Origin of the sequence: Devosia sp. 919, assembly GCF_013185965.1 — a bacterium.
Lineage (GTDB): Bacteria > Pseudomonadota > Alphaproteobacteria > Rhizobiales > Devosiaceae > Devosia.
In genome coordinates this window covers 203,663-227,057 of the sequence record NZ_JABAOL010000001.1, presented here as the reverse complement: position 1 = coordinate 227,057, position 23,395 = coordinate 203,663, and the positions used below count along the sequence as shown (strand labels likewise).

The following is a 23,395-nucleotide window of genomic DNA, read 5'->3' as shown; positions in this document are numbered from 1 at the left end:
TTGCGGAATGACTGAGTTCGGAGTGATCGTGGTGGGCGGGGGCCATGCCGGCTGTGAGGCCGCGGCCGCCTCAGCCCGCATGGGTGTGCCGACGGCGCTGATCACCCATCGGTTTGCCACCATTGGCGAGATGAGCTGCAATCCGGCCATCGGCGGCTTGGGCAAGGGACACCTGGTGCGCGAGATCGATGCGCTCGACGGCTTGATGGGCCGCGTTGCCGACGCCGCCGGCATCCAGTTCCGGGTGCTCAATCGCCGCAAAGGCCCGGCGGTGCGTGGGCCGCGCGCCCAAGCAGATCGCAAGCTGTATCGCCAGGCTATGCAGGCAGCCATTACGGCGCAGACGAACCTGCAGGTCATCGAGGGTGAAGTCGATGACGTCAGCGTCGACGCTGACGGCAAGGTGTCGGGGGTAGTGCTTCTCGATGGGCGTCGTTTCAGCACCAAAAGCGTGGTGCTGACCACCGGCACGTTCTTGCGGGGCTTGATCCATCGGGGTGAAGAAACCACGCCGGCGGGGCGGTTCGGGGAAGGGCCGGTGCTTGGGTTGTCAGCGCGGCTGGAGCAACTCGGTGTGCAGCTTGGCCGCCTCAAAACCGGCACGCCAGCGCGCCTCGACGGTACGACCATTGATTACCAGCAGCTGGAAGCCCAACCGGGCGACACGCCACCCGAGCCCTTTTCCATGCTCACGGCTGCGATCACGACGCCGCAGGTGGAATGCCATATCACTCGTACCACAGCCGACACGCATCGCATCATATCCGAGAACCTGCATCGCTCAGCGATGTATTCCGGCCGCATCCAGAGCCGTGGCCCGCGTTATTGCCCCTCCATCGAGGACAAGATCGTCCGCTTTGCCGATCGCGACAGTCACCAGATCTTCCTGGAGCCAGAAGGTCTGGACGACACGACGGTTTATCCCAATGGGCTGTCGACCTCGTTGCCAGAGGACGTGCAAGCGGCTTTCCTGCGCTCCATGCCGGGGCTGGAGCAAGTGCGGATTGTTCGCCCAGGCTATGCAATTGAATATGATTATGTCGATCCGCGTGAGCTGCGCGCCACGCTGGAACTGAAGCGTCAGCCCGGATTGTACCTGGCCGGGCAGATCAACGGCACGACCGGCTATGAGGAGGCCGGGGGGCAGGGCCTGCTAGCCGGTGCTAATGCTGCCGCGGCAGTCCAGGGTCGTGCGCCACTGGTCCTCTCGCGTACCGAAAGCTATATCGGGGTCATGGTTGATGATTTGGTTACCCGCGGCGTGACCGAACCCTATCGCATGTTCACGTCGCGGGCGGAGTTCCGCCTGCACCTGCGCGCCGACAATGCCGATCAGCGCCTAACCAAGCTGGGGATCGAGTGCGGGCTCGTGGGTGAGCAGCGCTCGCAGCTGTTCGAGGAAAAGGCCGCAGCCCTGACTACGGGCCGGTCGCTGCTGCATACCCTGCGCGTCAGCCCCACAGTGGCACGAAAGGCCGGGATTGCGGTGAATGCCGATGGGCAATCTCGCTCTGCCTTTGAGCTGTTGTCTTATCCGGACATCGCCTTCGATGATGTGCGCAAGCTTTGGCCGGAGCTGGATACCATTGCCGCACCGACGCTCGAGCAACTGGTGGTGGACGCGCAATATGCCGTGTATCTGGATCGGCAGCGCAAGGACATCGAGGCGGTGCGTCGGGACGAGCAGCGCAGCATTCCCGATAATTTCGATTATCAGACGCTGCCGGGTCTATCGAGTGAGCTGCGCCAGAAGCTTGACTCGGCGCGGCCGCAGACCATTGCCCAAGCGCAAGCGGTGGATGGCGTCACCCCCGCCGCGATCACCCTGGTTCTGGCTGCTATCCGACGCGGGGATGTGAGGCATCGTGCCAGTGCCTAACAGCAGTATAGAACGCTACGCCCAGTATTTTTCTCGTAGTCGGGCCGAAGTAGAGGCCGATCTGCAAGCTTATGAGGGGCTGTTGCGGCGCTGGCAGGCGGTGCAGAATCTGGTTTCACGTGAAACACTGGACCAGGTCTGGACGCGCCACTTTGCCGATAGTCTGCAAACCTTGGCTCTTGTTCGGGCGGAAGACCGGAAGTTTCTCGATCTCGGCAGCGGCGGCGGACTGCCAGCTTTGCCAATGGCGATCGCGCTGAAGGACACCCCGGCGCAGTTCACCCTGGTTGAGCCCACAGGCCGCAAGGTAAGCTTCCTGCGCACCGTTGCGCGTGAGCTTGGTCTGGCAGTCACCGTGATTCCCAAGCGCAGCAACGAGATTGATTCACGTGAAACAGCGGTTCCCGACGTGATCACTTCACGCGCCTTGGCGGCACTACCGCAGCTCTGCGGCATGATGCAGCCGTTCTTCGGCCGCAACACCCGTGCACTGCTGCACAAAGGCCGCGAATATGGTGAAGAGATCAGCGAATCGCGTGCTTTATGGGCGTTCGACGTGGTAGTAGCGCGAAGCGACACTGATCCGCATGGCGTGCTGCTTGAACTCACTGGACTGAGATCTCGCTAGCAGCGGTGTACTGGAGGCGAATTTGGCACCCCGTATTCTCACATTGGCGAACCAGAAAGGCGGCGTGGGTAAAACTACAACCGCCATCAACCTGGCCACCGCTCTCGCTGCCATTGGCGAACGCGTGCTGATCGTGGACCTCGATCCACAGGGCAATGCTTCCACCGGTCTTGGTATCGCCCGCAACGAACGCGAGATTTCCGCCTACGACCTGCTGGTGGGCGAAGCGACCGTGGTCGAGTCGGCTGTTTTGACCAGCGTTCCCAATGTGGCGATCGTTCCATCCACCATGGACTTGCTTGGCGTCGAGCTGACCATTGCCGCGCAGGCAGACCGCGCCTTCAAGCTGCGCAACGCGTTCAAAGCTCTGGGTGACCTCAAGATCAATGACCAGGCGATCAGCTATGTGCTGATTGACTGCCCGCCCTCGCTGAACCTCTTGACGATCAATTCGCTGGTGGCCGCCGACGCCGTGCTGGTGCCGCTGCAATGCGAGTTCTTTGCGCTTGAGGGTTTAAGCCAGCTGCTGCAGACCATCGAGCAGATCCGCTCGACGCTTAATCCGCGCCTCTCGATCCAAGGCGTGGTGATGACGATGTTCGATCGCCGCAACAATTTGTCCGAGCAAGTGCTGCATGATGTGCGCAGCGAAATGGGGGAACTGGTGTATGACACCGTGATCCCGCGCAATGTGCGCCTGAGTGAAGCGCCATCGTACGGTAAACCCGCTTTGCTCTATGATTTGAAATGTGCGGGCAGCCAGGCCTATCTGCGGCTGGCCACTGAAGTTATTCGGCGCGAGCGCCAGCTCAACGCGGCTTAGGAGAGCGTTAATGAACGATAAACCAACGCGGCTCGGCCGCGGGCTTGCGGCTTTGATCGGCGACATGGCGACGATGGAAGGCAATCGCGTCACCGATATGCAGGGGACGAAGCGCCTCCCGGTCGAATTTATCATTGCCAATCGGTCCAACCCCCGTCGCACCTTCAATGCCGATCAGCTCGAAGAGCTGACGAATTCCATTCGCGAAAAGGGCATCATGCAGCCGCTGCTGGTGCGCCCGAGCGAAGATCCGCATCTGTTCGAGATCATCGCCGGTGAACGCCGCTGGCGGGCCGCCCAAAAGGCGGGGCTGCATGATGTGCCGGTGATCGTGCGGGAGGTCGGGGACAAGGAAGCCCTCGAGCTCGCCATCATCGAGAACGTGCAGCGGGCCGATCTCAATCCGCTTGAAGAGGCCATGGGCTATGGCCAGCTGATGGAGCAGTTCGAATATACCCAGCAGGATCTGGCCCAGGTGATCGGCAAGAGCCGCTCGCATGTCGCTAATACGCTGCGGCTGCTTCGCCTACCCGAAGACGTCAAGGAGATGGTCTCGAGCGGCGATTTGACCGCGGGCCATGCCCGCACTCTGATCACGGCGGAAGATCCGGCCAGACTGGCGCGGCAGATCGTGGATGAAGGCCTTTCCGTGCGTGAGGCCGAGGCGTTGAGCCAACAGCGTGAGGTTGCGCCCAAGAAGCGCAGCACGCCAACCGAGCGCGACAGCGATACGGTGTCGCTGGAGCGACGTTTGTCGGACGCGCTGGGCCTATCGGTGTCGCTCAATCATGGCGACAAGGGCGGCAAGATCGAGATTCGCTACAAGACCATGGAACAACTCGACGGCATTTGCCATCGGCTGACTGGCGCCGGGAACTAGGCTTTAATGGCTTGCGGCCGCCGTGCAGATGCTCAGCAAAGCACGGCGCAGCACCGGTTCGGCCAAGGCCGGGCGACGGCGCGACTCGCCGGTGGCGAGCAGCAGCCGCTCCAGCGCCGTGCCCAGTGCAGTGTCGGACCAAAGCCGCAGCTGCTGCTCCAGGCTTGAGCGGCGCGAGAAATGCGGCTTGGGCTTCAAGCTATCCAGGACATCGCGGGGGCTGCGGCCCTTGTCGACTTCGGTGCGCCAGCGCCGCAGATTGGCGAAGTGAATGGTCGCCGTTGCGAGCAGCCGCTGCGGATCAACGGCGCCGCTCAAAGCTCGATTAAGCGTCAGTTCCAGCCGCTCGGCGTGACCGCCAGCAGTTGCATCGATGATCGCATCAATGACGAGAGCGCCATTATCGGCGCAGAGGCGCAGCACGTCTTCGCGCGTCAACTGCTTGCTGGCGGCAGCGTAAAGGCTGAGCTTGTCGAGCTCGCGCCGGGTGACTTCGCGATCATTGCCCAGGATTTCGAGCAGTGTGGAGACTACGTCCCCATCAGCCCGGATGCCCTGGGCGTTGAAGGTTTCACGGATCAGCGCCGAAAGGGTCTCGTCCGTATCGGCATAGCAGGGCAGGGCGCGACCGAGCTTGGCTGCTTCCACAAGGGCCCGCAGGGCGTCCCGCGGGGCCAGATTGCCGGCTTCGAGCACGATGGCGGAGCCGCCGGGATCATCTCGCAGCTGTGTCAGCGCCATGACGAGGTTCTTGCCAGCCCCCCGGACCCGGATGATGCGCTTGCCGCCAAAGAGCGACGTGCTCCGCGCTTCGAGAACCAAGAGCGAGGGATCGGCATCGAGCTGGGCGCTGTCGAGCACGATCACATCGGCGGCTTCGGGATCATCGCCGCTCAGGCGGCGCATCAGGGTGTGCGCGGTTTCGCGAACGAGCCCGGTGTCGGGCCCGTAGACAAGAAAAATGCCCTCGCGGAGGTCGGGCCGGGCGAGATAGCGCGCGACCTCATGAGCCTTGAGCGCGCTCATCTAGCGCGACAGGACGGCCAGGAGCCCGAGACGCAGTGACTCGGCGACCGATTGGGCCGCGCGTTCGGCGGCTTCGGTGCCGGCCATGCGATCGGCCAGAACCTGATCATTCTTGGTGAAGCTCGCTGTCGCCGTGCGGGTCAGCACGATCGGCTTGCCACCGGGCAGGGCTGCCACGGTCAGGGTGCCGGTGATGGTCACTTCGAGCGGCTTGTAGGGGCTGCCGGTTTGCGACAGCGCCGCATCGGCATAGGTTACGGCGAGGCTGACGCGGGCCTCGCGGGGTGTGGCAGTGGCCGAATTGCTGAAGCTTTCGGCCAGCTCCTGGTAGATGATTTGCTCAAGCCGGTTGCCCGGCTTGGCAAAGCTCAGGGCAAACTGCTCGACCCGCGCCGCATTGGCTTGCCCATAGACCGGCGAGAAGCTGCAGCCACCCAGGGTGGCCGCAGCAGCGACAAGGCCAAGAGCGAGCAATGCGCTCCGGAGTGGGCTAGACCACGACATTGACGATCCTGTCCGGCACCACGACGATCTTGCGCGGTGTCTTGCCCTCCAGCATGCGGGCAATCGCTTCGAGTGACAAGACCATGCGCTCGATCTCGGCGGCGGCGGTGCCCTTGGCTACGGTGATTTCACCACGCCGCTTGCCGTTGACCTGGATGGGCATGACTACGTCATTGTCCACGAGGAGCGCCGGATCGACCTGGGGCCAGGGTGCATCGGCCACGAGACCGTCGCGGCCCAGTGCCTGCCAGCAGGTTTCTGCCAGGTGCGGCATCATCGGGGCGATCAGCTGCACAAGGTAGCCAACCCCTTCCTCGAGCGCCGCGAGGCGCGCTGCGGGAGCGGCCGATACCAGACCCGAGGAGCGTACGAGAGCATTGGTCAGCTCATAGATCTGGGCGACAGCGCGGTTGAAGCGGAGGCCTTCGATGTCGTCTGCGACCTGCTGCACCGCGCGGTGGGCGGCACGGCGAAGGGCAATGGCTTCTTCGTCCGCGGCAACAGGAGCCAGGTCCTGCGACTGGGCGCGCAGGGCCACCGTATCGCCCACCAGGCGCCAGATGCGCTGCTGGAACCGGCTGGCGCCTTCGACGCCGGCTTCGGTCCACTGCACGTCGCGCTCGGGCGGGGAGTCCGAGAGCATGAACCAGCGTGCAGTATCGGCACCATAGGTGGCAACGATCTCGTCGGGATCCACCACGTTCTTTTTGGATTTGCTCATCTTTTCGACCGAGCCGATGCTGATCGGCGCGCCGGTTTCGAGATGGGTGGCGGAGCGGGTTTCACCGCTGGTTTCGAGCACGACGTCCACCGGGGCGACCCATTCGCCCGCAGCCGAGCGATAGGTTTCGTGGGTGACCATGCCCTGGGTGAAGAGGCCCTTGAACGGCTCATCGAGCCCCACATGGCCGGTCGCCTTCATCGCGCGGGTAAAATAGCGCGAATACAGCAGGTGCAGGATCGCGTGCTCGACGCCACCGATATACTGATCCACCGGCAACCAACGATTGGCGATGTCGGGGACGGTCGGGGTTTCGGCCTGAGGCGCGGTGAAGCGGGCATAATACCAGGAGCTGTCCACGAAAGTGTCCATGGTATCGGTTTCGCGCCGGGCGGGGCCGCCGCATTGCGGGCAGGGCACGTGCTTCCAAGTCGGGTGATGATCGAGCGCATTGCCGGGTTTGTCGAAGGTGACATCCTCGGGGAGCACCACCGGCAGGTCCTTTTTGGGGACGGGCAGGGTGCCGCAGACCTCGCAATGGATCACCGGGATCGGACAGCCCCAATAGCGCTGGCGCGAGACGCCCCAATCGCGCAGGCGATAATTGACCTCGACCTTGCCCTGCGGCTTGCCGTCAACGGTGCGCTCGGCAAAGAACTGCGCTGCGGCGGCCTTGGCTTCGGTGATGGAGAGGCCGGAGAGGAAGCCCGAGTTGAAGATGTGACCAGTGTCAACATAGGCTTCATCGCCAATGGCGAAGCTGCCCGCATCGGCGTCGGGTGGCAGCACGACCGGGATCACCGGCAGGTCGTATTTGCGCGCGAAATCGAGGTCGCGCTGGTCATGGGCCGGGCAGCCGAAAATGGCGCCGGTGCCATAGTCCATCAGCACGAAATTGGCGACATAGACCGGCAGGGCCTGGCCGTCCAGCACGGGGTGCTTGACCTGAAGACCGGTGAAGACGCCCTTTTTTTCCGCTTTCTCGATGGTTTCGGTTGCCGTGCCGAGGCGCCGGGTCTCCTCAACGAACTCGGCCAGCGCCGGATTGCTGCGCGCCAATTCCGCCGTCAGGGGATGATCGGGAGAAAGGGCGACAAAGGAGGCGCCGAAAATGGTGTCGGGGCGGGTGGTGAAGACCTCGATGCTGCCGGCATTGACGGTGTTGTTGGGCACCATCTCGAACAGCAGGCGCAGGCCTTCGGAGCGGCCGATCCAGTTGCGCTGCATGGTGCGCACTTTTTCGGGCCACTCGGTCAGGCCATCAAGCGCTTCGAGCAGCTCTTCGGCGAAGTCGGAGATCTTGAAGAACCACTGGGTCAGCTCGCGCTGTTCCACGACGGCGCCCGAGCGCCAGCCCTTGCCATCGATCACCTGCTCATTGGCGAGCACGGTCATGTCGACGGGGTCCCAGTTCACCTTGCTTTGCTTGCGGGTCACGAGGCCCGCCGCCATCATGTCGATGAACATGGCCTGCTGGTGCTTGTAGTATTCGGGCTCGCAGGTGGCGAATTCGCGCGTCCAGTCGATGGACAGGCCCATGGATTTGAGCTGGCCCTTCATGGTCGCGATATTGGCGCGAGTCCACGTGCCGGGATGGGTCTTGCGCTCGATGGCGGCGTTTTCCGCCGGCAGGCCAAAGGCGTCCCAGCCCATGGGGTGCAGCACATTCTTGCCGCGGGCCCGGTGATAGCGCGCGACCACATCGCCCATGGCGTAGTTGCGCACGTGCCCCATATGGATGCGCCCCGAGGGATAGGGGAACATTTCGAGCACGTAGTAGGGCTCGCGCGGGTCATCATTGGAGGTCACAAAGCTTTGGCGCTGGTCCCAGACCTGCTGCCAGTGCGGTTCCATTTCGCGCGGATTATAGCGTTCGCCGCTCAATCTATCAGTCCTTGGGGGCAAATGCGCAGTCTGCCGAAAGGGCGAAGCTGCTTGCGTTTATTGGGGATTTTGGCTACCGGACCATCATCAGAAATCACCCCTCAGGTCAACAGCAACAGGGCAAAAGCGTGAGCGAGACTGCAGTGGACGCGCCGGCGCGGCTGGCCGAAATCCGCGATCGCATCGCGCGGGCGCAGGCGCGCTTCGAGCCTAGGCTGGCCGAGGTTAAGCTGGTGGCGGTGTCCAAGACCTTCGATGCCGAAGCGATCGCCCCCTTTCTCGAGGCGGGGCAGCGGGTGTTCGGGGAGAACCGTGTGCAGGAAGCCAAGAACAAGTGGCCGGCGCTGCGCGAGCGTTTTGCCGATGTGGAACTGCATCTGATCGGGCCGCTGCAAACCAACAAGGCGCGCGAGGCGGTTGGGTTGTTCGACGTGATCCAGAGCGTGGACCGCGACAACCTCGCGCAAGTGCTGGCCGCAGAAATGGCGCGCGCAGAGCGGCGGTTGCCCTGCTATGTGCAGGTCAATATCGGGGAAGAACCACAAAAGAGCGGCATTGCGCCGGCCGAAGCCGTAGCCTTTGTGGAGCGCTGCCGGAGCGTGCATGGGCTCGATGTGGTGGGGTTGATGTGCATTCCGCCCGATGGCGTGCCGCCAGGCCCTTATTTTGCTCATCTGGCCACGCTGGGCCGGGCGGCCGGGGTGTCGCGCCTGTCCATGGGCATGAGCGGGGACTTCGAGACAGCCATCGCCATGGGCGCCACCGATGTGCGGGTGGGCTCGGCCTTGTTTGGGGCCCGACCGCCGCTTGCCTAGCCGCCGCAAATGGTTAGCAGGAGATAAACTTGCGCCGCTTTGTGCCCGCACTGCAACTTCTGGGCGTCGTGTTCCGTTGCTTATCACCGTAACGGCGACGTGACCGGCCCTTTGCCTTTCTGCAGGCAGCCGTTTGCACTCGCCCTGGTCCAAGTCCGGAGCGAATTCATGAACAAGCGCCGCATTCTTCTGGTCGATGACGATGCGGATCTGCGCCAGACCATGGTGGATCAACTCGAAGACGAACGGGAATTCGAGATCGTCCAGGCTGCCAGCGCCAATGATGCGCTCAAGGCCACCCGCGAAAACAATATTGACCTCATGATCCTCGATGTCGGCCTTCCCGACATGGATGGACGCGAGGCGGTCAAGATCCTGCGCCAGGAGGGCTTCAAGAGCCCGATCCTGATGCTGACGGGGCAGACCAGCGATGCCGACCAGATCAAAGGGCTTGAATCGGGCGCCAATGACTATCTGACCAAGCCCTTCCGCTTTCCCGTGTTGATGGCGCGCATTCGCTCCGCGCTGCGCCAGCACGACCAAAGCGAGGACGCGGTGTTCACCATCGGGCCTTATAGCTTCCAGCCGGCGGCCAAAATGCTCGAAGCCAATGACGGGGGCAAGGTGCGCCTGACCGACAAGGAAACTTCGATCCTCAAATATCTCTACCGGCAGGGTCCTAAAACCATCACCCGGGATGTGCTGCTCAAGGAGGTGTGGGGCTACAACAACCGCGTGACCACCCATACGCTCGAAACCCACATCTATCGCTTGCGCCAGAAAATCGAGCGTGACCCGTCTCATGCCCGGCTCCTGGTGACCGAAGAAGGGGGCTATCGCCTCGTCCCCTAGCCCATTGGCGCTAAAGGGGGTTCAAAGCGGGAGCCGAATTGCCCTATAGCTTGGCGAACCGCTTCGGACCGACCGGGCGACCCGCTGATTTGTTGGATAGGGCGATATTATGGACGAAACGGCCGCGATGTTGGCGCGGGCCGAGTTCCTGGAAATGTGCGACGACGAGCAGCGGCGCATGCTGGCCTTTGCCGGCGACCAGCAGCATTTCGGCGCCGATCAGGTGCTGTACCGGGCCGGCGAGATTCCGAGCGGCGCCTTTGTGCTGCTCGAGGGAGTCCTGCAGGTGGCGCCACAAGGCGACGGCTCGGCCCCCTATACAATCGATGAGCCCGGCAGCGTTGTTTCTGCCATGGCGCTGATCCTGGCCAAACCTCGTCCCGTCACCATCACTGCTTTGACCGAAGCCCAGGTGTTTTTCGTGCCGCGGCACGCTTTCATGAAGCTGGTGCAGCAGTCCCCAGTGCTGGCACAGCGCGTGGCCGAGCGCATCCAGGCCGACCTTGGCAGCTATCTCGAAGCGCTGCAGCCCATTCGCAACAAGTTCAAGCGCTAGGCGTCACAGGCCAAACTGGGCGATCACCGGCACGTGGTCAGAGGGCTTTTCCGTCCAGCCGCGCGCCGGCTTGATGATCTCGGCCCCCGAGCAATGGGCGGCCACGTCTGCGGTGGCCCAGATGTGGTCAAGTCGGCGACCGCGGTTGCTTTTCTCCCAGTCGAGCCCGCGATAGCTCCACCAGGAAAACAGCTTCTGGTCATAGGGCACGTGCTTGCGGATCAGGTCCACCCAGCCGTGTCCGCCGGCCAGCAGCGCGTCGAGCCGCTCGGTTTCGGCAGGGGTGTGGCTGATGACCTTGAGCATCTGCTTGTGGCTCCACACGTCGTTCTCGTGCGGGGCGACGTTGAAGTCACCGGCGATGAGCTGGCCCTGAGCGAACTGCGGTTCGGCAAACCAGAGCGCCATTTCGTCGAGGAAATCGAGCTTGTGCTTGAACTTGATGTTGATCTCGGCATCGGGCTCGTCCCCGCCGGCCGGAATATAGAAGTTGTGGAGGGTCACCGGTCCACTGCCCCAGTCGAGCCGGGCCGAGATGTGGCGGGAGTGATCGATGTCACAAAACTGCCGGGTGGCAATGTCGGTGAGCGGGAAGCGAGAAATGATGGCGACGCCATGATAGCCCTTTTGCCCATGCACCGCATGGTGGGGATAGCCAGCTTCGGTAAAGGCCACGCGTGGGAACTGGTCCTCGGTGCACTTGATCTCCTGGAGCATCAGCACATCGGGGCTATATTGCTTGAGAAAGTCGAGCACCATGGGCAGGCGCAAGCGCACCGAGTTGATGTTCCAGCTGACAACGGCAATCGGCATGGGTGGATCCAGTTAATCGGGATGGCGCCCTTATGGCCAGCGGAGCGCCGGGCGTCCAGCCGCTAAAGGGGCGCAGGCCGGGCTTTCCTTGACTCGGAGGCGTGAAAACTCTATGCAGCACCCATTCATCAGGCCGTACCTGATCCGCCGACCGGGACCCCAAGTGGTATAAAACGATCCCGGAGGCCACCATCCGCCAGCGCGTTGCGCCCGCGGGTGGGTTTGGCGTTTGGGCTGATGGATCTTATCTCTCCTCGGATCACCCGAAGAGAATAAAGGACAAGTTCATGTTCGAGAGCCTTTCAGACCGGCTTGGCAAGATCTTCGAGGGACTGCGAGGGCGCGGTGCGCTCAACGCTGCCGATGTCGATGTGGCGCTGCGCGAGATTCGCCGCGCGCTGATCGAAGCCGACGTGTCGCTCGAAGTGGTGCGTGCCTTTGTGGAACAGGTGCGCGAGCGCGCGGTGGGCGCCGAAGTCACCCGTTCGGTCACGCCCGGCCAGCAAGTGGTCAAGATCGTCCACGACCAGCTCGTTGCCGTGCTGGGCGAGGACGCCGTCGCGATCGATCTCAATGCCCCTGCGCCCGTAACCCTCCTGATGGTGGGTCTGCAGGGCTCGGGCAAGACCACGACCACAGCCAAGATCGCCAAGCGCCTCAAGGACCGGCAGAAAAAGAAGGTGCTGCTGGCCTCGCTCGATACCCGCCGCCCCGCTGCCATGGAGCAGCTGCGCGTGTTGGGCGAGCAGGTGGGCGTTGCCACCTTGCCGATCGTCGCCAGCGAAACCCCGGTCGAGATCGCGCGCCGCGCCGCGCGCGAAGCCCGGCTGGGTGGCTTTGATGTGCTGGTGCTCGATACCGCCGGTCGCACCCATATCGATGAAGAGCTGATGGTCGAAACGACCCAGATCAAGTCGATTGCCAATCCACACGAAATCCTGTTGGTCGTCGATGCCCTGACCGGTCAGGACGCGATCAATGTGGCGCGCTCGTTCGATGAGCGGCTCGATGTCACGGGTATCGTCCTTACCCGCGTCGATGGCGATGGCCGCGGGGGCGCTGCGCTTTCGATGCGTGCCGCCACCGGCAAGCCGATCAAGCTGATCGGCGTGGGCGAAAAGATGGATGCGCTCGAGGATTTCCATCCCTCGCGCATTGCCGACCGGATCCTGGGGATGGGGGACATCGTCTCCCTCGTCGAGCGCGCCGCAGAGCATGTGTCGGCCGAAGACGCCGCGAAGATGGCCAAGAAGCTCAAAAAGGGCTCCTTTGACCTCGAAGATCTGCGCAACCAGCTGCTGCAGATGAAAAAGATGGGCGGCATGGGTGGCCTTATGGGCATGCTGCCGGGCATGGGCCAGATGAAAAAGGCCATGGCCGGCGCCAATGTCGACGAAAAGATCTTTGATCGCCAGGTCGCCATCATCAATTCGATGACCAAGAAGGAGCGGGCGGAGCCTGACCTGCTCAATGCCTCGCGCCGCAAGCGCATTGCCGCTGGCGCGGGGGTGGAAGTCAGCGAAATCAACAAGCTCATCAAGCAGCATCGGCAGATGGCCGATATGATGAAAAAGGTCTCCAAGGGCGGCATGGGCGCACTTGGCGGCATGTTCGGCGGCAAGATGGGCAATATGCTGGGCGGCATGCCGGACCTAAGCAAGATGGATCCCGCACAACTCGAAGCCATGGCCCTTCAGGCCGGCATCGATCCCAAGCAGTTGCAGGGCCTGCCCTCCGTGCAGCCGCAGCTGACCGAAAAGCTGCCGACCGATGTCGGCTCGCTGCTCAAATCCGCCCCGGGCCTACCCGGCCTTGGCGGTGCTCCCCGTTTCCCCGGCCTGCCTGGCCTGGGCAAGAAAAAGTAACCCTTCAACCAAACTAGGATACCAAAATGGCTCTCAAGCTCCGTCTGGCTCGTGGTGGCACCAAGAAGCGCCCGTTCTACCACATCGTTGTTGCCGATGCCCGCTCGCCCCGCGATGGCCGCTTCATCGAAAAGCTGGGCACGTTCAATCCGCTCCTCAACAAGGAAGCCGAGAACCGCGTCGTGCTGAACGGCGAGCGCGCCAAGCATTGGCTCGAAGTTGGCGCCCAGCCGACCGACCGCGTGCTGCGCTTCCTTGACAATGCGGGCCTGACCAAGCGCGATCCGCGCAACAACCCCAACAAGGGCAAGCCCGGCGAGAAGGCCACCCAGCGCGCCGAGGAAAAGGCCGCCAAGGCCGCTGCTGCCAATGCTCCGGCCGAGGACGCTGCCGCCGAGTAATTCGGCTTTTGGCGACTGCCAGAAGAACCCCGGTGCGCAAGCGCCGGGGTTTTTGGTTTGTGGGGCTTGGCCGTGCGCTGGCACAAACAAAAACCCCGGCGCGAGGCCGGGGTGATCTTGGTGCAACGCTGAGGAAGGGGGCTTTACGCCTTGAGCTTGGCGAGGATGGCCGAGCCCATTTCTTCGGTGCCCACAGTCTTGCGGTTGTCCTGGGCGATGTCGCGGGTGCGCAACCCGTCGCTGAGCACGGCCGAGATGGCGTCCTCGACCTTGCCGGCGAGTTCCACCATGCCAAAGCTGTAGCGTAGGGACATGGCAAAGCTCGCGATCATGGCGATCGGGTTGGCGATGCCCTGGCCGGCGATATCGGGGGCCGAACCATGCACGGGCTCGTAGAAGGCCTTGCGCTTGCCCGTCACCGGATCGGGTGCACCCAGCGCGGCGGAGGGCAGCATGCCGAGCGAGCCGGTCAGCATGGCCGCCACGTCCGAGAGGATATCGCCGAACAGGTTGTCGGTGACCATGACGTCGAACTGCTTGGGATTGCGCACGAGTTGCATGGCGGCGTTATCGGCGAGGATATGGCGCAGCTCGACGTCCGAGTAGTCCTTGTGCACCTGGTGCACGACTTCATCCCAGAACACGCCGGACTTCATGACGTTCTTCTTGTCGGCGGAGTGCACGAGACCGCGGCGGGTACGGGCGAGATCGAAGGCGACGCGGGCGATGCGGTCGATCTCATAGGTCTCGTAGACCTGGGTGTCGACGGCGCGTTTCTGGCCGTTGCCCAGATCGGTGATCTCCTTGGGCTCGCCGAAATAAACGCCGCCCGTTAGTTCGCGCACGATGAGGATATCAAGGCCTTCCACCAGCTCGCGCTTGAGCGAAGAGGCGTCGGCCAGGGCGGGGTAGCAGATGGCGGGGCGCAGATTGGCAAAAACGGCCATTTCCTTGCGCAGGCGCAGGAGAGCCGCCTCGGGGCGATGCTCATAAGGGACATTGTCCCACTTTGGCCCGCCCACGGCGCCAAACAGCACGGCATCAGCCGCGAGCGCCTTGGCCACGTCTGCATCCGTGATGGCGACGCCATGCTGATCATAGGCGGCGCCGCCGGCAAGACCGGTATCGATCGAGAAATCGGTCAGCTGCTCGCCATTGGTCCAATCAATGAGCTTTTCGACCTCCACCATGATCTCGGTGCCGATGCCATCGCCGGGCAAGAGGAAGAGGGAATGGGTGGCCATATTTTGTGCTTTCAAGAGTTGGAGGCGCCCAGGCGGGCGGTTACTTCGATTTCAATCTTCATGCCGGGCTCGATCATCTGCACGATCAGCATGGAAGCGGCGGGGCGGACCGTACGGAAAACCGGTCCGACCGCCGCCACGACGTCCTCGACATGTGAGCGGTCTGCTACGTAGTAAACGACGCGGACGGTGTCGGCGATCGTGCAGCCCAGTTCACGCAGGGCCGCATCGATGGTCGAGAGGGCATTGCGGGCCTGATCGCCCGCGCCCTCGGGCATGACCATGCTGGCATAGTCATAGCCGGTGGTGCCCGAAACATAGACGGTGTCCCCGTGCCGGACGGCGCGGGAATAGCCAAAGTCGGTTTCAAACGGCGAGCCGGTAGAAACGCGCTGCACCATGGCCGGGAGCCTTAGAGCCAGGGGCGGTCCACGGCCATCTTGCTTTCAAAGCCAGCGATGGACGGGTCGGATTTGAGCGTGCCGGCGATATCGTCGAGGCCTTCGAGCAGGATCTGCTTGCGGCTGGGATCAATATCGAAATGGATGGTGCCGCCATCGGGACCCTGAACGGTCTGTGCTTCCAGATCGATGGTCAGGGTGGCGTTGGAGCCGCGCTCGGCATCGTCCAGCAGCAGCTTGAGCTGCTCGGGGCTGACGACCAGCGGCAGGATGCCGTTCTTGAAGCAGTTGTTGTAGAAAATATCGGCAAAGCTCGTCGAGATCACGCAGCGGATGCCGAAATCCAAGAGCGCCCAAGGGGCATGCTCGCGCGAGGAGCCGCAGCCGAAATTGTCGCCGGCCACGATGATCTTGGCACCGCGATAGGCCGGCTTATTGAGCACGAAATCGGGGTTTTCGGTGCCGTCTTCGTTGTAGCGCATTTCCGAAAACAGCGCGGTGCCCAGACCCGTGCGCTTGATGGTTTTCAGATACTGCTTGGGGATGATCATATCGGTGTCGATATTGATGATCGGCAATGGCGCCGCAACACCGGTCAGGGTGGTGAATTTGTCCATCGGAAAACCTCGCTTTGTGCTGGTCTTTGCGCGAAAGCGGGGGTGGGGTCAAGTCGAGTTGGGGGGAAACCGTTCGCTGGCGTACTCTTGGTTACGCCTGCGGAGTGGTTTTGGGCTGCAAGAAGGAATTCTCGGCGTTTGGCAGGGCTCAGAACTGGCCTTATCCCGCCAGCTGTCATCCCGGCCTTGAGCCGGGATCCATCCTGAGGTGTTGGTGGAAGGTGCTGAAGGTGCCCCCGTGAAGCACCTGGCGGCGCGGGCGGGATCTCGTGATGGGCCCCGGCTCAAGGCCGGGATGACATCGAGGGTGGGGCGGCGGCGGTTATGGTCCTGCCGCCGTCAGGTTTGGGAGCTTGCCCTAAGCCGCTAGGCTTTCGCGCGCGTCCACGCCGAGCATAAGGTTGAGGTTCTGCACGGCAGCGCCCGAGGCGCCCTTGCCCAGATTGTCGTAGATCGCCACGAGCAGCGCCTGGGCGCGATCGTCATTGGCAAAGACGTGCAGGGTCATGCGGTTGGTGTCGTTGTGGTGCTGTGGATCGAGCGCCGGGGTCTTGGCCACGGCCTCGAAGGGCGCCACGTCCACAAAGCTGTCGGGAATGGCAGCGTAATGGTCGGCCAAAGCGGCATGCAGTTGCTTGCCGGTCGGCGCCTTGGGCAGAATGCCCAGCTGCAGCGGCACGGCCACCAGCATGCCCTGGGCGAAATCGCCAACGGCCGGCTGGAACAGCGGCTCGCGCTGAAGGGTGCCGTATTGGGTAAGCTCGGGCACATGCTTGTGCTGGAAGGTCAGGCCATAGGGCATGAAGTGGCTGGCGCTGGCTCCCGCCGCTTCATATTCCTCGATCATCTGGCGGCCGCCGCCGGAATAGCCCGACACGCCATTAACCGTCACCGGGTAATCGGCCGGCAGCAAGCCCGCGGCGATCAGCGGGCGCAGCCCGGCAATGGCGCCTTGAGGCCAGCAGCCGGGATTGGCCACAAAGCGCGCTTCGGCGATCGCCTTGGTTTGTGCGCGGTCCATCTCGGCAAAGCCATAGGCCCAGTCGGGGTTCACCCGGTGCGCGGTGGAGGCGTCGATCACCCGGGTGGTGGTGTTCTCGATCAGCGCGACGCTTTCCTTGGCGGCATCGTCCGGCAGGCAGAGAATGGCCACATCGGCCTCGTTGAGCAGCTGGGCGCGCATGCCCGCATCCTTGCGCCGCTCGGGCGGGATGGTGAGCAATTCGAGATCGCGCCGCTCCTGCAAACGCTCGCGGATCTGCAATCCGGTGGTTCCAGCTTCCCCATCGATGAAGATCTTGGCGGCCATGTGCTGTTTCGCGCTCCTCGTGTTGTTCGTCTAGATGGGCCGCGTCCGACGCGGCGTCAAGCCGCCGGCCTTGCCCGGAGGGGCGGCCGATGGCAGGGTTTTGTCTCCGAAACCAGCCAGGGACGCAACCGATGACGCCGCATAATCATGCCAAGCCGGGCGATTACGCCGATGCCGTGCTGCTGCCGGGCGATCCGCTGCGGGCTAAATGGATTGCCGAAACGTTCCTCGCCGATGCGCGGCAGGTCAACAGCGTGCGCAATTGTCTGGGCTATACCGGCACCTATCACGGCCGGCGGGTTTCGGTGCAGGCGAGCGGAATGGGGCAGCCTTCGCTCGCGATCTATGTGCATGAGCTCATCAATGTCTATGGCTGCAAGACGCTGATCCGGGTGGGCACCTGTGGCGGCCTCAACACCAAGGTCAAGGTACGCGACGTAATCCTGGCGCAAGGGGCCTGCACCGACAGCTCCATCGTCAAGGGGCGGTTCGGCCCCTATAGTTTTGCCCCGATCGCCGATTTTGGGCTGCTGCGCCGTGCCGCCGAGCGCGCCGAAGAGCTCAAGCTGCGCTTTCACGCTGGCAATATGCTGTCGGCCGATATCTTCTATCATGCCGATGGGATGGCCGGTTACGACGCCTTGCCCGAACATGGCGTTCTGGGCGTCGAGATGGAGGCGGCCGCGCTTTATACGCTCGCCGCCCGGTTCGGGGCGAGGGCGCTCGCCATCTGCACCATGACCGATTGCATCATCACCAAGGAGGAGCTCAGCGCCGAAGAGCGGCAAAGCTCCCTTCGCGAGATGGTGGAGTTGGCGCTTGAAGTGGCCATTGCAGGCTGATTGCGGTCAGGGAAGGGCCCGGCGCAAGGCCGGGCCCCCTGGATCAGCGGCGAACCCGGTCGCGATCGATGATGCGGCCGCGGCAGGCGTCTACAGTCACAATATAGGAGCGGCGACCTTCGTCACCCCGGACGCGAACATAACGGTCGCCCGAAGCATAGATGCGCACATGGCGATAGCCGGCGCGCTCGACCAAGCGCCGCACCTCACGATCGCTCATGCAATGGCGCTGCGGGCGGTGGCGTTCGCCAACCGAAAAGCCATAACCATTGCCGTTCTGGAAGCTGAACGACAGGCTGGGGCTATTTGACTGGGCCTGGGCCGGCATGGCCGAAACCGCGGTGACACCCAGTGCCAGTGCCACGGCCCCAGCACGCAGGAGGGGAGAAAAAGCGGGGAGTTTCATGGGAGAACCTCAGGGTTTGAAAATGATCATGCCCTCAAAAGCATGCTCGGTTCTAACCGCTGGGCTCTGAACCAAACCATATCGCCTGGTTCATTTTCGGTTCAGCGTAGGGCGCCTGCCCAACCAAATGGACAGGCGCCTCACTGACGCTGTTTGCACGTACCCGGTACATACCGTGCGCCTTCCTTGTAGGGCCCGCATAGTGAAGACGAGGTTACCGCCGCCCGCCGTCGCCGCCAATTTGGCGCATTAACGACACGGATTTGAGGCAACTTCGAAGGGCCTCGCGACGTTGAGCGGCGTCAATCAAGGGTTCCCGCTCCATGTCGATTACAAGCTCGTCTTCCCGCCAGGTCCTGCCCGGTGATTTCACCACGCTGGGCGCTCACTGGGACGGGGACGGGACCAATTTTGCCCTGTTCAGCGCTCATGCCGATCGGGTGGAGCTGTGCCTGTTCGATCCGGCAAGTGGGGCGGAAGAGCGCATCACCCTTCCCGAATATACCAACGAAATCTGGCACGGCTATCTGCCCGGTGTAGGACCCGGCACCCTTTATGGCTATCGCGTCCATGGTCCCTATGATCCCATGAACGGCCATCGGTTCAATCCCAACAAGCTGCTGGTGGATCCCTATGCCCGTGAATTGGTGGGTGATGTGCAGTGGTCGCCCGCCCATTTCGGCTACATCACCGATAGCGAAGACAAGGATCTGTCCTTTGACGAGCGCGACAACGCCGCAGGCATGCCCAAGGCGCGGGTAATCGATCCGCGCGGCTATGACTGGAATGGCGATCGCAAGCCCAATATCGCGTGGGACCAGACCATCTTTTACGAAACCCATGTAAAGGGCTTCACCCAGCTCAATTCGGCGATCCCCGAAAACCTGCGGGGCACTTTTGAGGGCATGGGCCACAAGGCGGTGGTCGACTATATCAAGAGCATGGGCCTGACTTCGGTTGAACTGCTGCCGACGCACTTCTTCCCCGATGACGATTTCCTGCTCAATCGCGGGCTCAAGAATTTCTGGGGCTATAATACTCTCGGCTTTTTCGCGCCGGCGAACCGCTATTTCGGCCGGCGCGGCCTCGACGGATTCCGCGACATGGTGCGCGCCTTCCATGACGGCGGCATCGAGGTGATCCTCGACGTCGTGTACAACCACACCGCCGAAGGCAACGAAATGGGCCCGACCCTCTCGTTCAAGGGCATCGACAACTTCGCCTATTACCGCACCATGCCGGGCGAGCCGCGCTACTACATCAACGACACCGGCACCGGCAACACGGTCAACACCAGCCATCCGCGCGTGCTGCAGATGGTGACCGACAGCCTGCGCTACTGGGTCGAGCAGATGCATATCGACGGCTTCCGCTTCGATCTGGGCACCATTCTGGGGCGCGAGCCCTATGGCTTTGACGAGCGCAGCGGCTTTTTCGAAGCGGTCGGGCAGGACCCGGTGCTGAGCAAGGTCAAGCTTGTGGGTGAGCCTTGGGATATCGGGCCGGGGGGTTATCAGGTCGGTGGCTTTCCGCCCGGCTGGTCGGAATGGAACGACAAATATCGCGATACCGTGCGCGATTACTGGCGCGACGAGGACAACACCGTCCGCGATTTTGCGGCCCGCTTTACCGGATCGGGCGATGTTTATGATCTACGCGGCCGCCGCCCCTGGTCGAGCGTCAATTTCATTACCGCCCATGACGGCTTCACCCTCAATGACCTCGTTTCCTACAACGAGAAGCACAATGAGGCGAATGGCGAAGACAACAATGATGGGCACAATGATAACCGCTCCTATAACTACGGCGCGGAAGGCCCAACCGACGATGCCGGCATCAATGAAGTGCGCGAACGGCAAAAGCGCAACATGCTGGCGACGCTCCTGCTTTCGCATGGCACGCCGCTGATCCTGGCGGGCGACGAGTTCAGCCGCTCGCAGCTGGGCAACAACAACGGTTATTGCCAGGACAGCGAGATCTCCTGGGTGAACTGGGACGAACGGCCTGCCTCCACCGCTGAATTGACCGAGTTTGTGCGCCAGGTGATTGCGCTCCGGCAATCACAGCCGCTGCTGCGGCGCGCCAATTGGCGCGACGGCATGACCGTTACCTGGTTCAATCCCGGGGGCGGGGAACAACAGGACGAGCATTGGGAAGACGCTGGCGCCACCACGATCGGCCTGCATCTGGCGCGCGAGGATCTCAAGGGCCAGCCCGACACCTGGTGGGAGGTGCTGGTGCTGTTCAATCCCCATGACGGCGACGTGGATTTCGTCGTGCCCGAGCGGGAAGGTGGCCATGAATGGCTGGTCGAGATCAACACTGCTGCCGTCACTGGCGAGGAAGTCCGCAAGCTTACAGCGGGCGAGCCCGTAAGGATGACCTCGCGCTCGCTGCTGCTGCTGCGCTAACCTTGCCGGGGTGCCTGAGGGCACCCCTTGCGTCATTGTGCGCCGAGGGCGCGCAGTAACGGAACCGGGAGGGGCCGTGGCCGTTGCCTTCGCGCAGCAATCTCGCGGCTTTCAGGTATTCACCCATGAGCGATCCGCACGACACTCCTCCCCTGGTCGGAGCGGTCAACTACAAGGGCGCCCCGCCAACCAACACCTTGGTCACCGCCGCCTTTATCGGAATGACCATTGTGGTGCTTTATCTGGGGGCGGGCATTTTCGTGCCGCTGGTCCTGGCGGTGCTGCTGGCTTTCGCGCTGGCGCCGGTGGTGCATCGGCTGCGGCGGCTGCATTTGCCCCATATCGTGGCAGTGCTGCTGGCCGTGCTGCTGGCAGGCGCGGTGTTGTCGACCATCGGCTATATTGTCGCCACCCAGCTGATCAAGCTCGCGGGCGACCTGCCGCGCTACCAGACCACGGTAATCGAAAAATTTACCGCACTGCAGCAAACCCTGGGCGGGGAGGGCGGCACGGGGTTCCTCAGCAGTTTTGGCGATGCGATCGGCCAGTTGCAGGGGCAGCTTGAAGCGGCGGATGGCGCTGAAACCACGCGGCCCATGCCGGTCGTGATCACCAATGATGCCGCTGGCCCACTCGCCATGGTGCAATCGGTGCTCAGTTCCGTGCTGGGGCCGCTGACCACCGCCGCTATCGTTGCAGTGTTCCTGATTTTCCTTCTGCTCGAGCGCGAAGACCTGCGCGACCGCTTCCTCAAACTCGTCAGCCGGGGCGATCTGCGCACCAGCACCAAGGTAATGAACGAAGCGGCCGCCCGCGTCGGGCGCTATCTGCTGGTGCAGTTCTGCGTCAACCTTTCCTATGGGGTGGTGTACGGGACGGGCCTCAGCCTGATCGGGGTGCCCAATGCGGTGCTTTGGGGCTTGCTCGCGGCCATTTTCCGCTACATCCCCTTTGTCGGTACGCTGATCGCCTCATCCATTCCCTTTACCCTCGCCTTTGCGGTGGATCCGGGCTGGTCGATGCTGCTCTATTCCGTGGCGCTGTTCGCGACGCTCGAGCTCGTCACCACCAATGCCATCGAGCCGAGGCTTTATGGCTCGAGCACCGGGCTGTCACCGCTCGCGGTGTTGGTGGCGGCTATGTTCTGGGCCACACTATGGGGACCGATCGGCCTGATCCTGTCGACGCCTATAACCGTGTGCCTTGTCGTGCTCGGCCGCTATGTGCCCCAATTGCAGTTTTTCGAGACGCTCCTCGGCAGCGAGCCGGTGCTGGAACCGACGGAGCGGTTCTACCAGCGGCTGGTGGCGGGCAACACCGTGGAGGCCATTGAGCTGGCCGAAGAATATGTCGGCGAGCATGATCTGCAGCGCTTTTATCAGGAGATCGCCATGCCCGCGCTGCGCCTGGCGGAAGCAGACCTCGACACCAACGCCAATGATGTCGCCCATCGCCGCCGGGTGGTGGAAAGCCTTTCGGGCGTGGTGGACGACCTCGACGATGATCTGGGCCGCCATGCGGTGGAGGCGGAAAAGCCTCAGGTGCTTTGCATCGGCGGGCGCACCGAGCTCGACGGCTCGGCCGCACTGTTGCTCGGGAGGCTGCTGGAAACCGAATATGCCATCAGCGTCATGCCGCCCCTAGCCGTCCGCCAGGAAAGCATCGGCCAACTCGATCTCGAAGGCGTGCGGGTGGTGTGCCTGTGTTATCTCGGCGAGAGCATGCGCAGCTATCTGCGCTATGTGGCGCGCCGTCTACACCGTCGCCAGCCCGGCCTTGTCGTAATCGCCTGCGTGTTCAATGACGACATGGCGACGGCCGAAGCGGGTGAGCTGAACGCGGACATGGTGGCGCGCAATATCGAGGAAGCAGCCACTGCCGTGCGCGTCGAGATGGCTGAGCCCGAAGGGGGGACACCGGCTCTCGAAGCAACCGACCCGCTTGGCGCGGCCGCCGACATGGCCTGGATCCGGCAACTCGCTCGTCCTGAGGGCCCCGTGGCCGAACGCCTGCGGGAAATTGCGGTGACCATGGAAGTGCCTGTTGCGGTCGTGGACTTGCGCCAGGACGAGGCCGGCGGCAGCAATGGTTCATCCACGCCCGCGACGCCGCATGGCGCCAGCACGGTGGCCGCTCTCGCCATGAGCACGGGCGAAGTCGTGGTGGTGACCGATGTGCGTTCGGATGCGCGTTTCTCCGCCGATCCCGCCCTGCTCGAGAACGGCATCGGGTTTTGTGTTTCGGTGCCGCTGGTCGGGGGCGATGGGGAAATCGTCGGCGCGTTGTCGCTCTTGGACCAGGAAGCGCGCAGCAGTTTTGGCGCCGAGGACGCCGAAAAGCTCAGCCTGTTGGCCTTGCACCTGATGCAGGATGCTGCCAACGGCCACCTTGCCGTGGCGAGCGGTTCAGGAAAGGGACCGGGCGAGGGCAGCAGGAGCCATTGATTGCCGATTGACTTGAAATTTAGGCGCTGCCAGTCTGCTGCCTATTGAGGGGGCACGGCGGCATGCTAGTTGGC

The 23,395-nt window shown here is 62.9% G+C and carries 21 protein-coding genes; 12 read left to right on the top strand and 9 right to left on the bottom strand.

The window, feature by feature from the left end; all coding sequences use genetic code 11:
* Positions 1 to 7: 7 nt before the first annotated feature.
* The 4 genes from mnmG to HRQ64_RS01075 are packed head-to-tail and all read left to right on the top strand — an operon-like array spanning position 8 to position 4,210.
* Positions 8 to 1,879 (top strand): tRNA uridine-5-carboxymethylaminomethyl(34) synthesis enzyme MnmG, encoded by a 1,872-nt coding sequence (gene mnmG / locus HRQ64_RS01090; RefSeq protein ID WP_172121685.1) that lies wholly within the window; start codon positions 8 to 10, stop codon positions 1,877 to 1,879.
* The gene (gene rsmG, locus HRQ64_RS01085; protein ID WP_172121684.1) at positions 1,872 to 2,507 is read left to right on the top strand and encodes a 16S rRNA (guanine(527)-N(7))-methyltransferase RsmG; all 636 of its coding nucleotides are present in this window, start codon (positions 1,872 to 1,874) and stop codon (positions 2,505 to 2,507) included. Before mnmG ends, rsmG begins: the two co-directional genes overlap by 8 nt.
* 22 nt (positions 2,508 to 2,529) lie before the next feature.
* Positions 2,530 to 3,330, top strand: coding sequence for a ParA family protein (locus tag HRQ64_RS01080; RefSeq protein WP_127754952.1), 801 nt, complete (start codon positions 2,530 to 2,532; stop codon positions 3,328 to 3,330).
* Between the two features lie 10 nt (positions 3,331 to 3,340).
* The gene (locus tag HRQ64_RS01075; RefSeq protein WP_172121683.1) at positions 3,341 to 4,210 is read left to right on the top strand and encodes a ParB/RepB/Spo0J family partition protein; all 870 of its coding nucleotides are present in this window, start codon (positions 3,341 to 3,343) and stop codon (positions 4,208 to 4,210) included.
* A gap of 3 nt (positions 4,211 to 4,213) precedes the next feature.
* Here the strand turns inward: HRQ64_RS01075 and holA are convergent, their stop codons facing one another.
* The 3 genes from holA to leuS are packed head-to-tail and all read right to left on the bottom strand — an operon-like array spanning position 4,214 to position 8,345.
* Positions 4,214 to 5,236: a DNA polymerase III subunit delta gene (holA, locus tag HRQ64_RS01070; RefSeq protein WP_172121682.1), complete on the bottom strand. Its 1,023-nt coding sequence runs from the start codon at positions 5,234 to 5,236 to the stop codon at positions 4,214 to 4,216.
* Positions 5,237 to 5,740, bottom strand: coding sequence for a hypothetical protein (locus HRQ64_RS01065; RefSeq protein ID WP_172121681.1), 504 nt, complete (start codon positions 5,738 to 5,740; stop codon positions 5,237 to 5,239).
* Complete coding sequence (gene leuS, locus HRQ64_RS01060) at positions 5,727 to 8,345, bottom strand: leucine--tRNA ligase (protein ID WP_172121680.1); 2,619 nt, start codon at positions 8,343 to 8,345, stop codon at positions 5,727 to 5,729. Before leuS ends, HRQ64_RS01065 begins: the two co-directional genes overlap by 14 nt.
* Positions 8,346 to 8,515: 170 nt before the next feature.
* On the opposite strand from leuS, the gene HRQ64_RS01055 reads away from it, so the two are divergent.
* The 3 genes from HRQ64_RS01055 to HRQ64_RS01045 all read left to right on the top strand — a co-directional run bounded on the left by HRQ64_RS01055 (position 8,516) and on the right by HRQ64_RS01045 (position 10,568).
* The gene (locus tag HRQ64_RS01055; protein WP_349236727.1) at positions 8,516 to 9,160 is read left to right on the top strand and encodes a YggS family pyridoxal phosphate-dependent enzyme; all 645 of its coding nucleotides are present in this window, start codon (positions 8,516 to 8,518) and stop codon (positions 9,158 to 9,160) included.
* Positions 9,161 to 9,328: 168 nt separating this feature from the next.
* Positions 9,329 to 10,012, top strand: coding sequence for a response regulator transcription factor (locus tag HRQ64_RS01050; protein ID WP_127754947.1), 684 nt, complete (start codon positions 9,329 to 9,331; stop codon positions 10,010 to 10,012).
* Between the two features lie 109 nt (positions 10,013 to 10,121).
* On the top strand, positions 10,122 to 10,568 hold the full coding sequence (locus HRQ64_RS01045; protein ID WP_172121679.1) for a cyclic nucleotide-binding domain-containing protein: 447 nt from the start codon (positions 10,122 to 10,124) through the stop codon (positions 10,566 to 10,568).
* A gap of 3 nt (positions 10,569 to 10,571) precedes the next feature.
* On the opposite strand, the gene HRQ64_RS01040 is transcribed toward HRQ64_RS01045, so the two are convergent.
* Positions 10,572 to 11,381 carry an exodeoxyribonuclease III gene (locus tag HRQ64_RS01040; RefSeq protein WP_127754945.1) on the bottom strand — a complete coding sequence of 270 codons (810 nt, stop codon included), beginning with the start codon at positions 11,379 to 11,381 and terminating at the stop codon, positions 10,572 to 10,574.
* Between the two features lie 287 nt (positions 11,382 to 11,668).
* Here HRQ64_RS01040 and ffh point away from each other — a divergent pair, with 287 nt between their 5' ends.
* Positions 11,669 to 13,246, top strand: a complete 1,578-nt coding sequence (gene ffh / locus HRQ64_RS01035) for a signal recognition particle protein (RefSeq protein WP_172121678.1) — start codon at positions 11,669 to 11,671, stop codon at positions 13,244 to 13,246.
* A 26-nt stretch (positions 13,247 to 13,272) separates the two neighbouring features.
* Positions 13,273 to 13,647: a 30S ribosomal protein S16 gene (gene rpsP, locus HRQ64_RS01030; RefSeq protein ID WP_172121677.1), complete on the top strand. Its 375-nt coding sequence runs from the start codon at positions 13,273 to 13,275 to the stop codon at positions 13,645 to 13,647.
* 143 nt (positions 13,648 to 13,790) lie between these two features.
* On the opposite strand, the gene leuB is transcribed toward rpsP, so the two are convergent.
* The 4 genes from leuB to argC all read right to left on the bottom strand — a co-directional run bounded on the left by leuB (position 13,791) and on the right by argC (position 17,218).
* Positions 13,791 to 14,891, bottom strand: a complete 1,101-nt coding sequence (gene leuB / locus HRQ64_RS01025; protein WP_127754942.1) for a 3-isopropylmalate dehydrogenase — start codon at positions 14,889 to 14,891, stop codon at positions 13,791 to 13,793.
* An 11-nt stretch (positions 14,892 to 14,902) separates the two neighbouring features.
* Positions 14,903 to 15,292 (bottom strand): RidA family protein, encoded by a 390-nt coding sequence (locus HRQ64_RS01020; protein WP_172121676.1) that lies wholly within the window; start codon positions 15,290 to 15,292, stop codon positions 14,903 to 14,905.
* 11 nt (positions 15,293 to 15,303) lie between these two features.
* Positions 15,304 to 15,909, bottom strand: a complete 606-nt coding sequence (gene leuD / locus HRQ64_RS01015) for a 3-isopropylmalate dehydratase small subunit (RefSeq protein ID WP_127754940.1) — start codon at positions 15,907 to 15,909, stop codon at positions 15,304 to 15,306.
* A gap of 358 nt (positions 15,910 to 16,267) precedes the next feature.
* Positions 16,268 to 17,218, bottom strand: coding sequence for an N-acetyl-gamma-glutamyl-phosphate reductase (argC, locus tag HRQ64_RS01010; RefSeq protein WP_172121675.1), 951 nt, complete (start codon positions 17,216 to 17,218; stop codon positions 16,268 to 16,270).
* Positions 17,219 to 17,349: 131 nt separating this feature from the next.
* On the opposite strand from argC, the gene deoD reads away from it, so the two are divergent.
* Entirely contained in the window at positions 17,350 to 18,060 is a 711-nt protein-coding gene (gene deoD, locus HRQ64_RS01005) for a purine-nucleoside phosphorylase (protein ID WP_172121674.1), read from the top strand.
* A gap of 43 nt (positions 18,061 to 18,103) precedes the next feature.
* On the opposite strand, the gene HRQ64_RS01000 is transcribed toward deoD, so the two are convergent.
* A complete protein-coding gene (locus HRQ64_RS01000; RefSeq protein WP_172121673.1) occupies positions 18,104 to 18,466 on the bottom strand; it encodes a hypothetical protein in 363 nt (120 codons plus the stop codon).
* Positions 18,467 to 18,789: 323 nt separating this feature from the next.
* Here HRQ64_RS01000 and glgX point away from each other — a divergent pair, with 323 nt between their 5' ends.
* Together glgX and HRQ64_RS00990 are read left to right on the top strand one after the other, a co-directional pair.
* Positions 18,790 to 20,877, top strand: a complete 2,088-nt coding sequence (glgX, locus tag HRQ64_RS00995) for a glycogen debranching protein GlgX (RefSeq protein WP_172121672.1) — start codon at positions 18,790 to 18,792, stop codon at positions 20,875 to 20,877.
* Positions 20,878 to 21,002: 125 nt separating this feature from the next.
* Positions 21,003 to 23,321 (top strand): AI-2E family transporter, encoded by a 2,319-nt coding sequence (locus tag HRQ64_RS00990; protein WP_172121671.1) that lies wholly within the window; start codon positions 21,003 to 21,005, stop codon positions 23,319 to 23,321.
* Positions 23,322 to 23,395 lie beyond the last annotated feature (74 nt).

Bases quoted from the DNA above. Each gene is read 5' to 3' on its own strand.
- mnmG (WP_172121685.1), top strand. From the start codon at position 8: ATGACTGAGTTCGGAGTGATCGTGGTGGGCGGGGGCCATGCCGGCTGT.
- HRQ64_RS01075 (WP_172121683.1), top strand. From the start codon at position 3,341: ATGAACGATAAACCAACGCGGCTCGGCCGCGGGCTTGCGGCTTTGATC.
- holA (WP_172121682.1), bottom strand. From the start codon at position 5,236: ATGAGCGCGCTCAAGGCTCATGAGGTCGCGCGCTATCTCGCCCGGCCC.
- HRQ64_RS01065 (WP_172121681.1), bottom strand. From the start codon at position 5,740: ATGTCGTGGTCTAGCCCACTCCGGAGCGCATTGCTCGCTCTTGGCCTT.
- HRQ64_RS01050 (WP_127754947.1), top strand. From the start codon at position 9,329: ATGAACAAGCGCCGCATTCTTCTGGTCGATGACGATGCGGATCTGCGC.
- HRQ64_RS01045 (WP_172121679.1), top strand. From the start codon at position 10,122: ATGGACGAAACGGCCGCGATGTTGGCGCGGGCCGAGTTCCTGGAAATG.
- HRQ64_RS01040 (WP_127754945.1), bottom strand. From the start codon at position 11,381: ATGCCGATTGCCGTTGTCAGCTGGAACATCAACTCGGTGCGCTTGCGC.
- ffh (WP_172121678.1), top strand. From the start codon at position 11,669: ATGTTCGAGAGCCTTTCAGACCGGCTTGGCAAGATCTTCGAGGGACTG.
- rpsP (WP_172121677.1), top strand. From the start codon at position 13,273: ATGGCTCTCAAGCTCCGTCTGGCTCGTGGTGGCACCAAGAAGCGCCCG.
- leuB (WP_127754942.1), bottom strand. From the start codon at position 14,891: ATGGCCACCCATTCCCTCTTCCTCTTGCCCGGCGATGGCATCGGCACC.
- HRQ64_RS01020 (WP_172121676.1), bottom strand. From the start codon at position 15,292: ATGGTGCAGCGCGTTTCTACCGGCTCGCCGTTTGAAACCGACTTTGGC.
- leuD (WP_127754940.1), bottom strand. From the start codon at position 15,909: ATGGACAAATTCACCACCCTGACCGGTGTTGCGGCGCCATTGCCGATC.
- argC (WP_172121675.1), bottom strand. From the start codon at position 17,218: ATGGCCGCCAAGATCTTCATCGATGGGGAAGCTGGAACCACCGGATTG.
- deoD (WP_172121674.1), top strand. From the start codon at position 17,350: ATGACGCCGCATAATCATGCCAAGCCGGGCGATTACGCCGATGCCGTG.
- HRQ64_RS01000 (WP_172121673.1), bottom strand. From the start codon at position 18,466: ATGAAACTCCCCGCTTTTTCTCCCCTCCTGCGTGCTGGGGCCGTGGCA.
- glgX (WP_172121672.1), top strand. From the start codon at position 18,790: ATGTCGATTACAAGCTCGTCTTCCCGCCAGGTCCTGCCCGGTGATTTC.
- HRQ64_RS00990 (WP_172121671.1), top strand. From the start codon at position 21,003: ATGAGCGATCCGCACGACACTCCTCCCCTGGTCGGAGCGGTCAACTAC.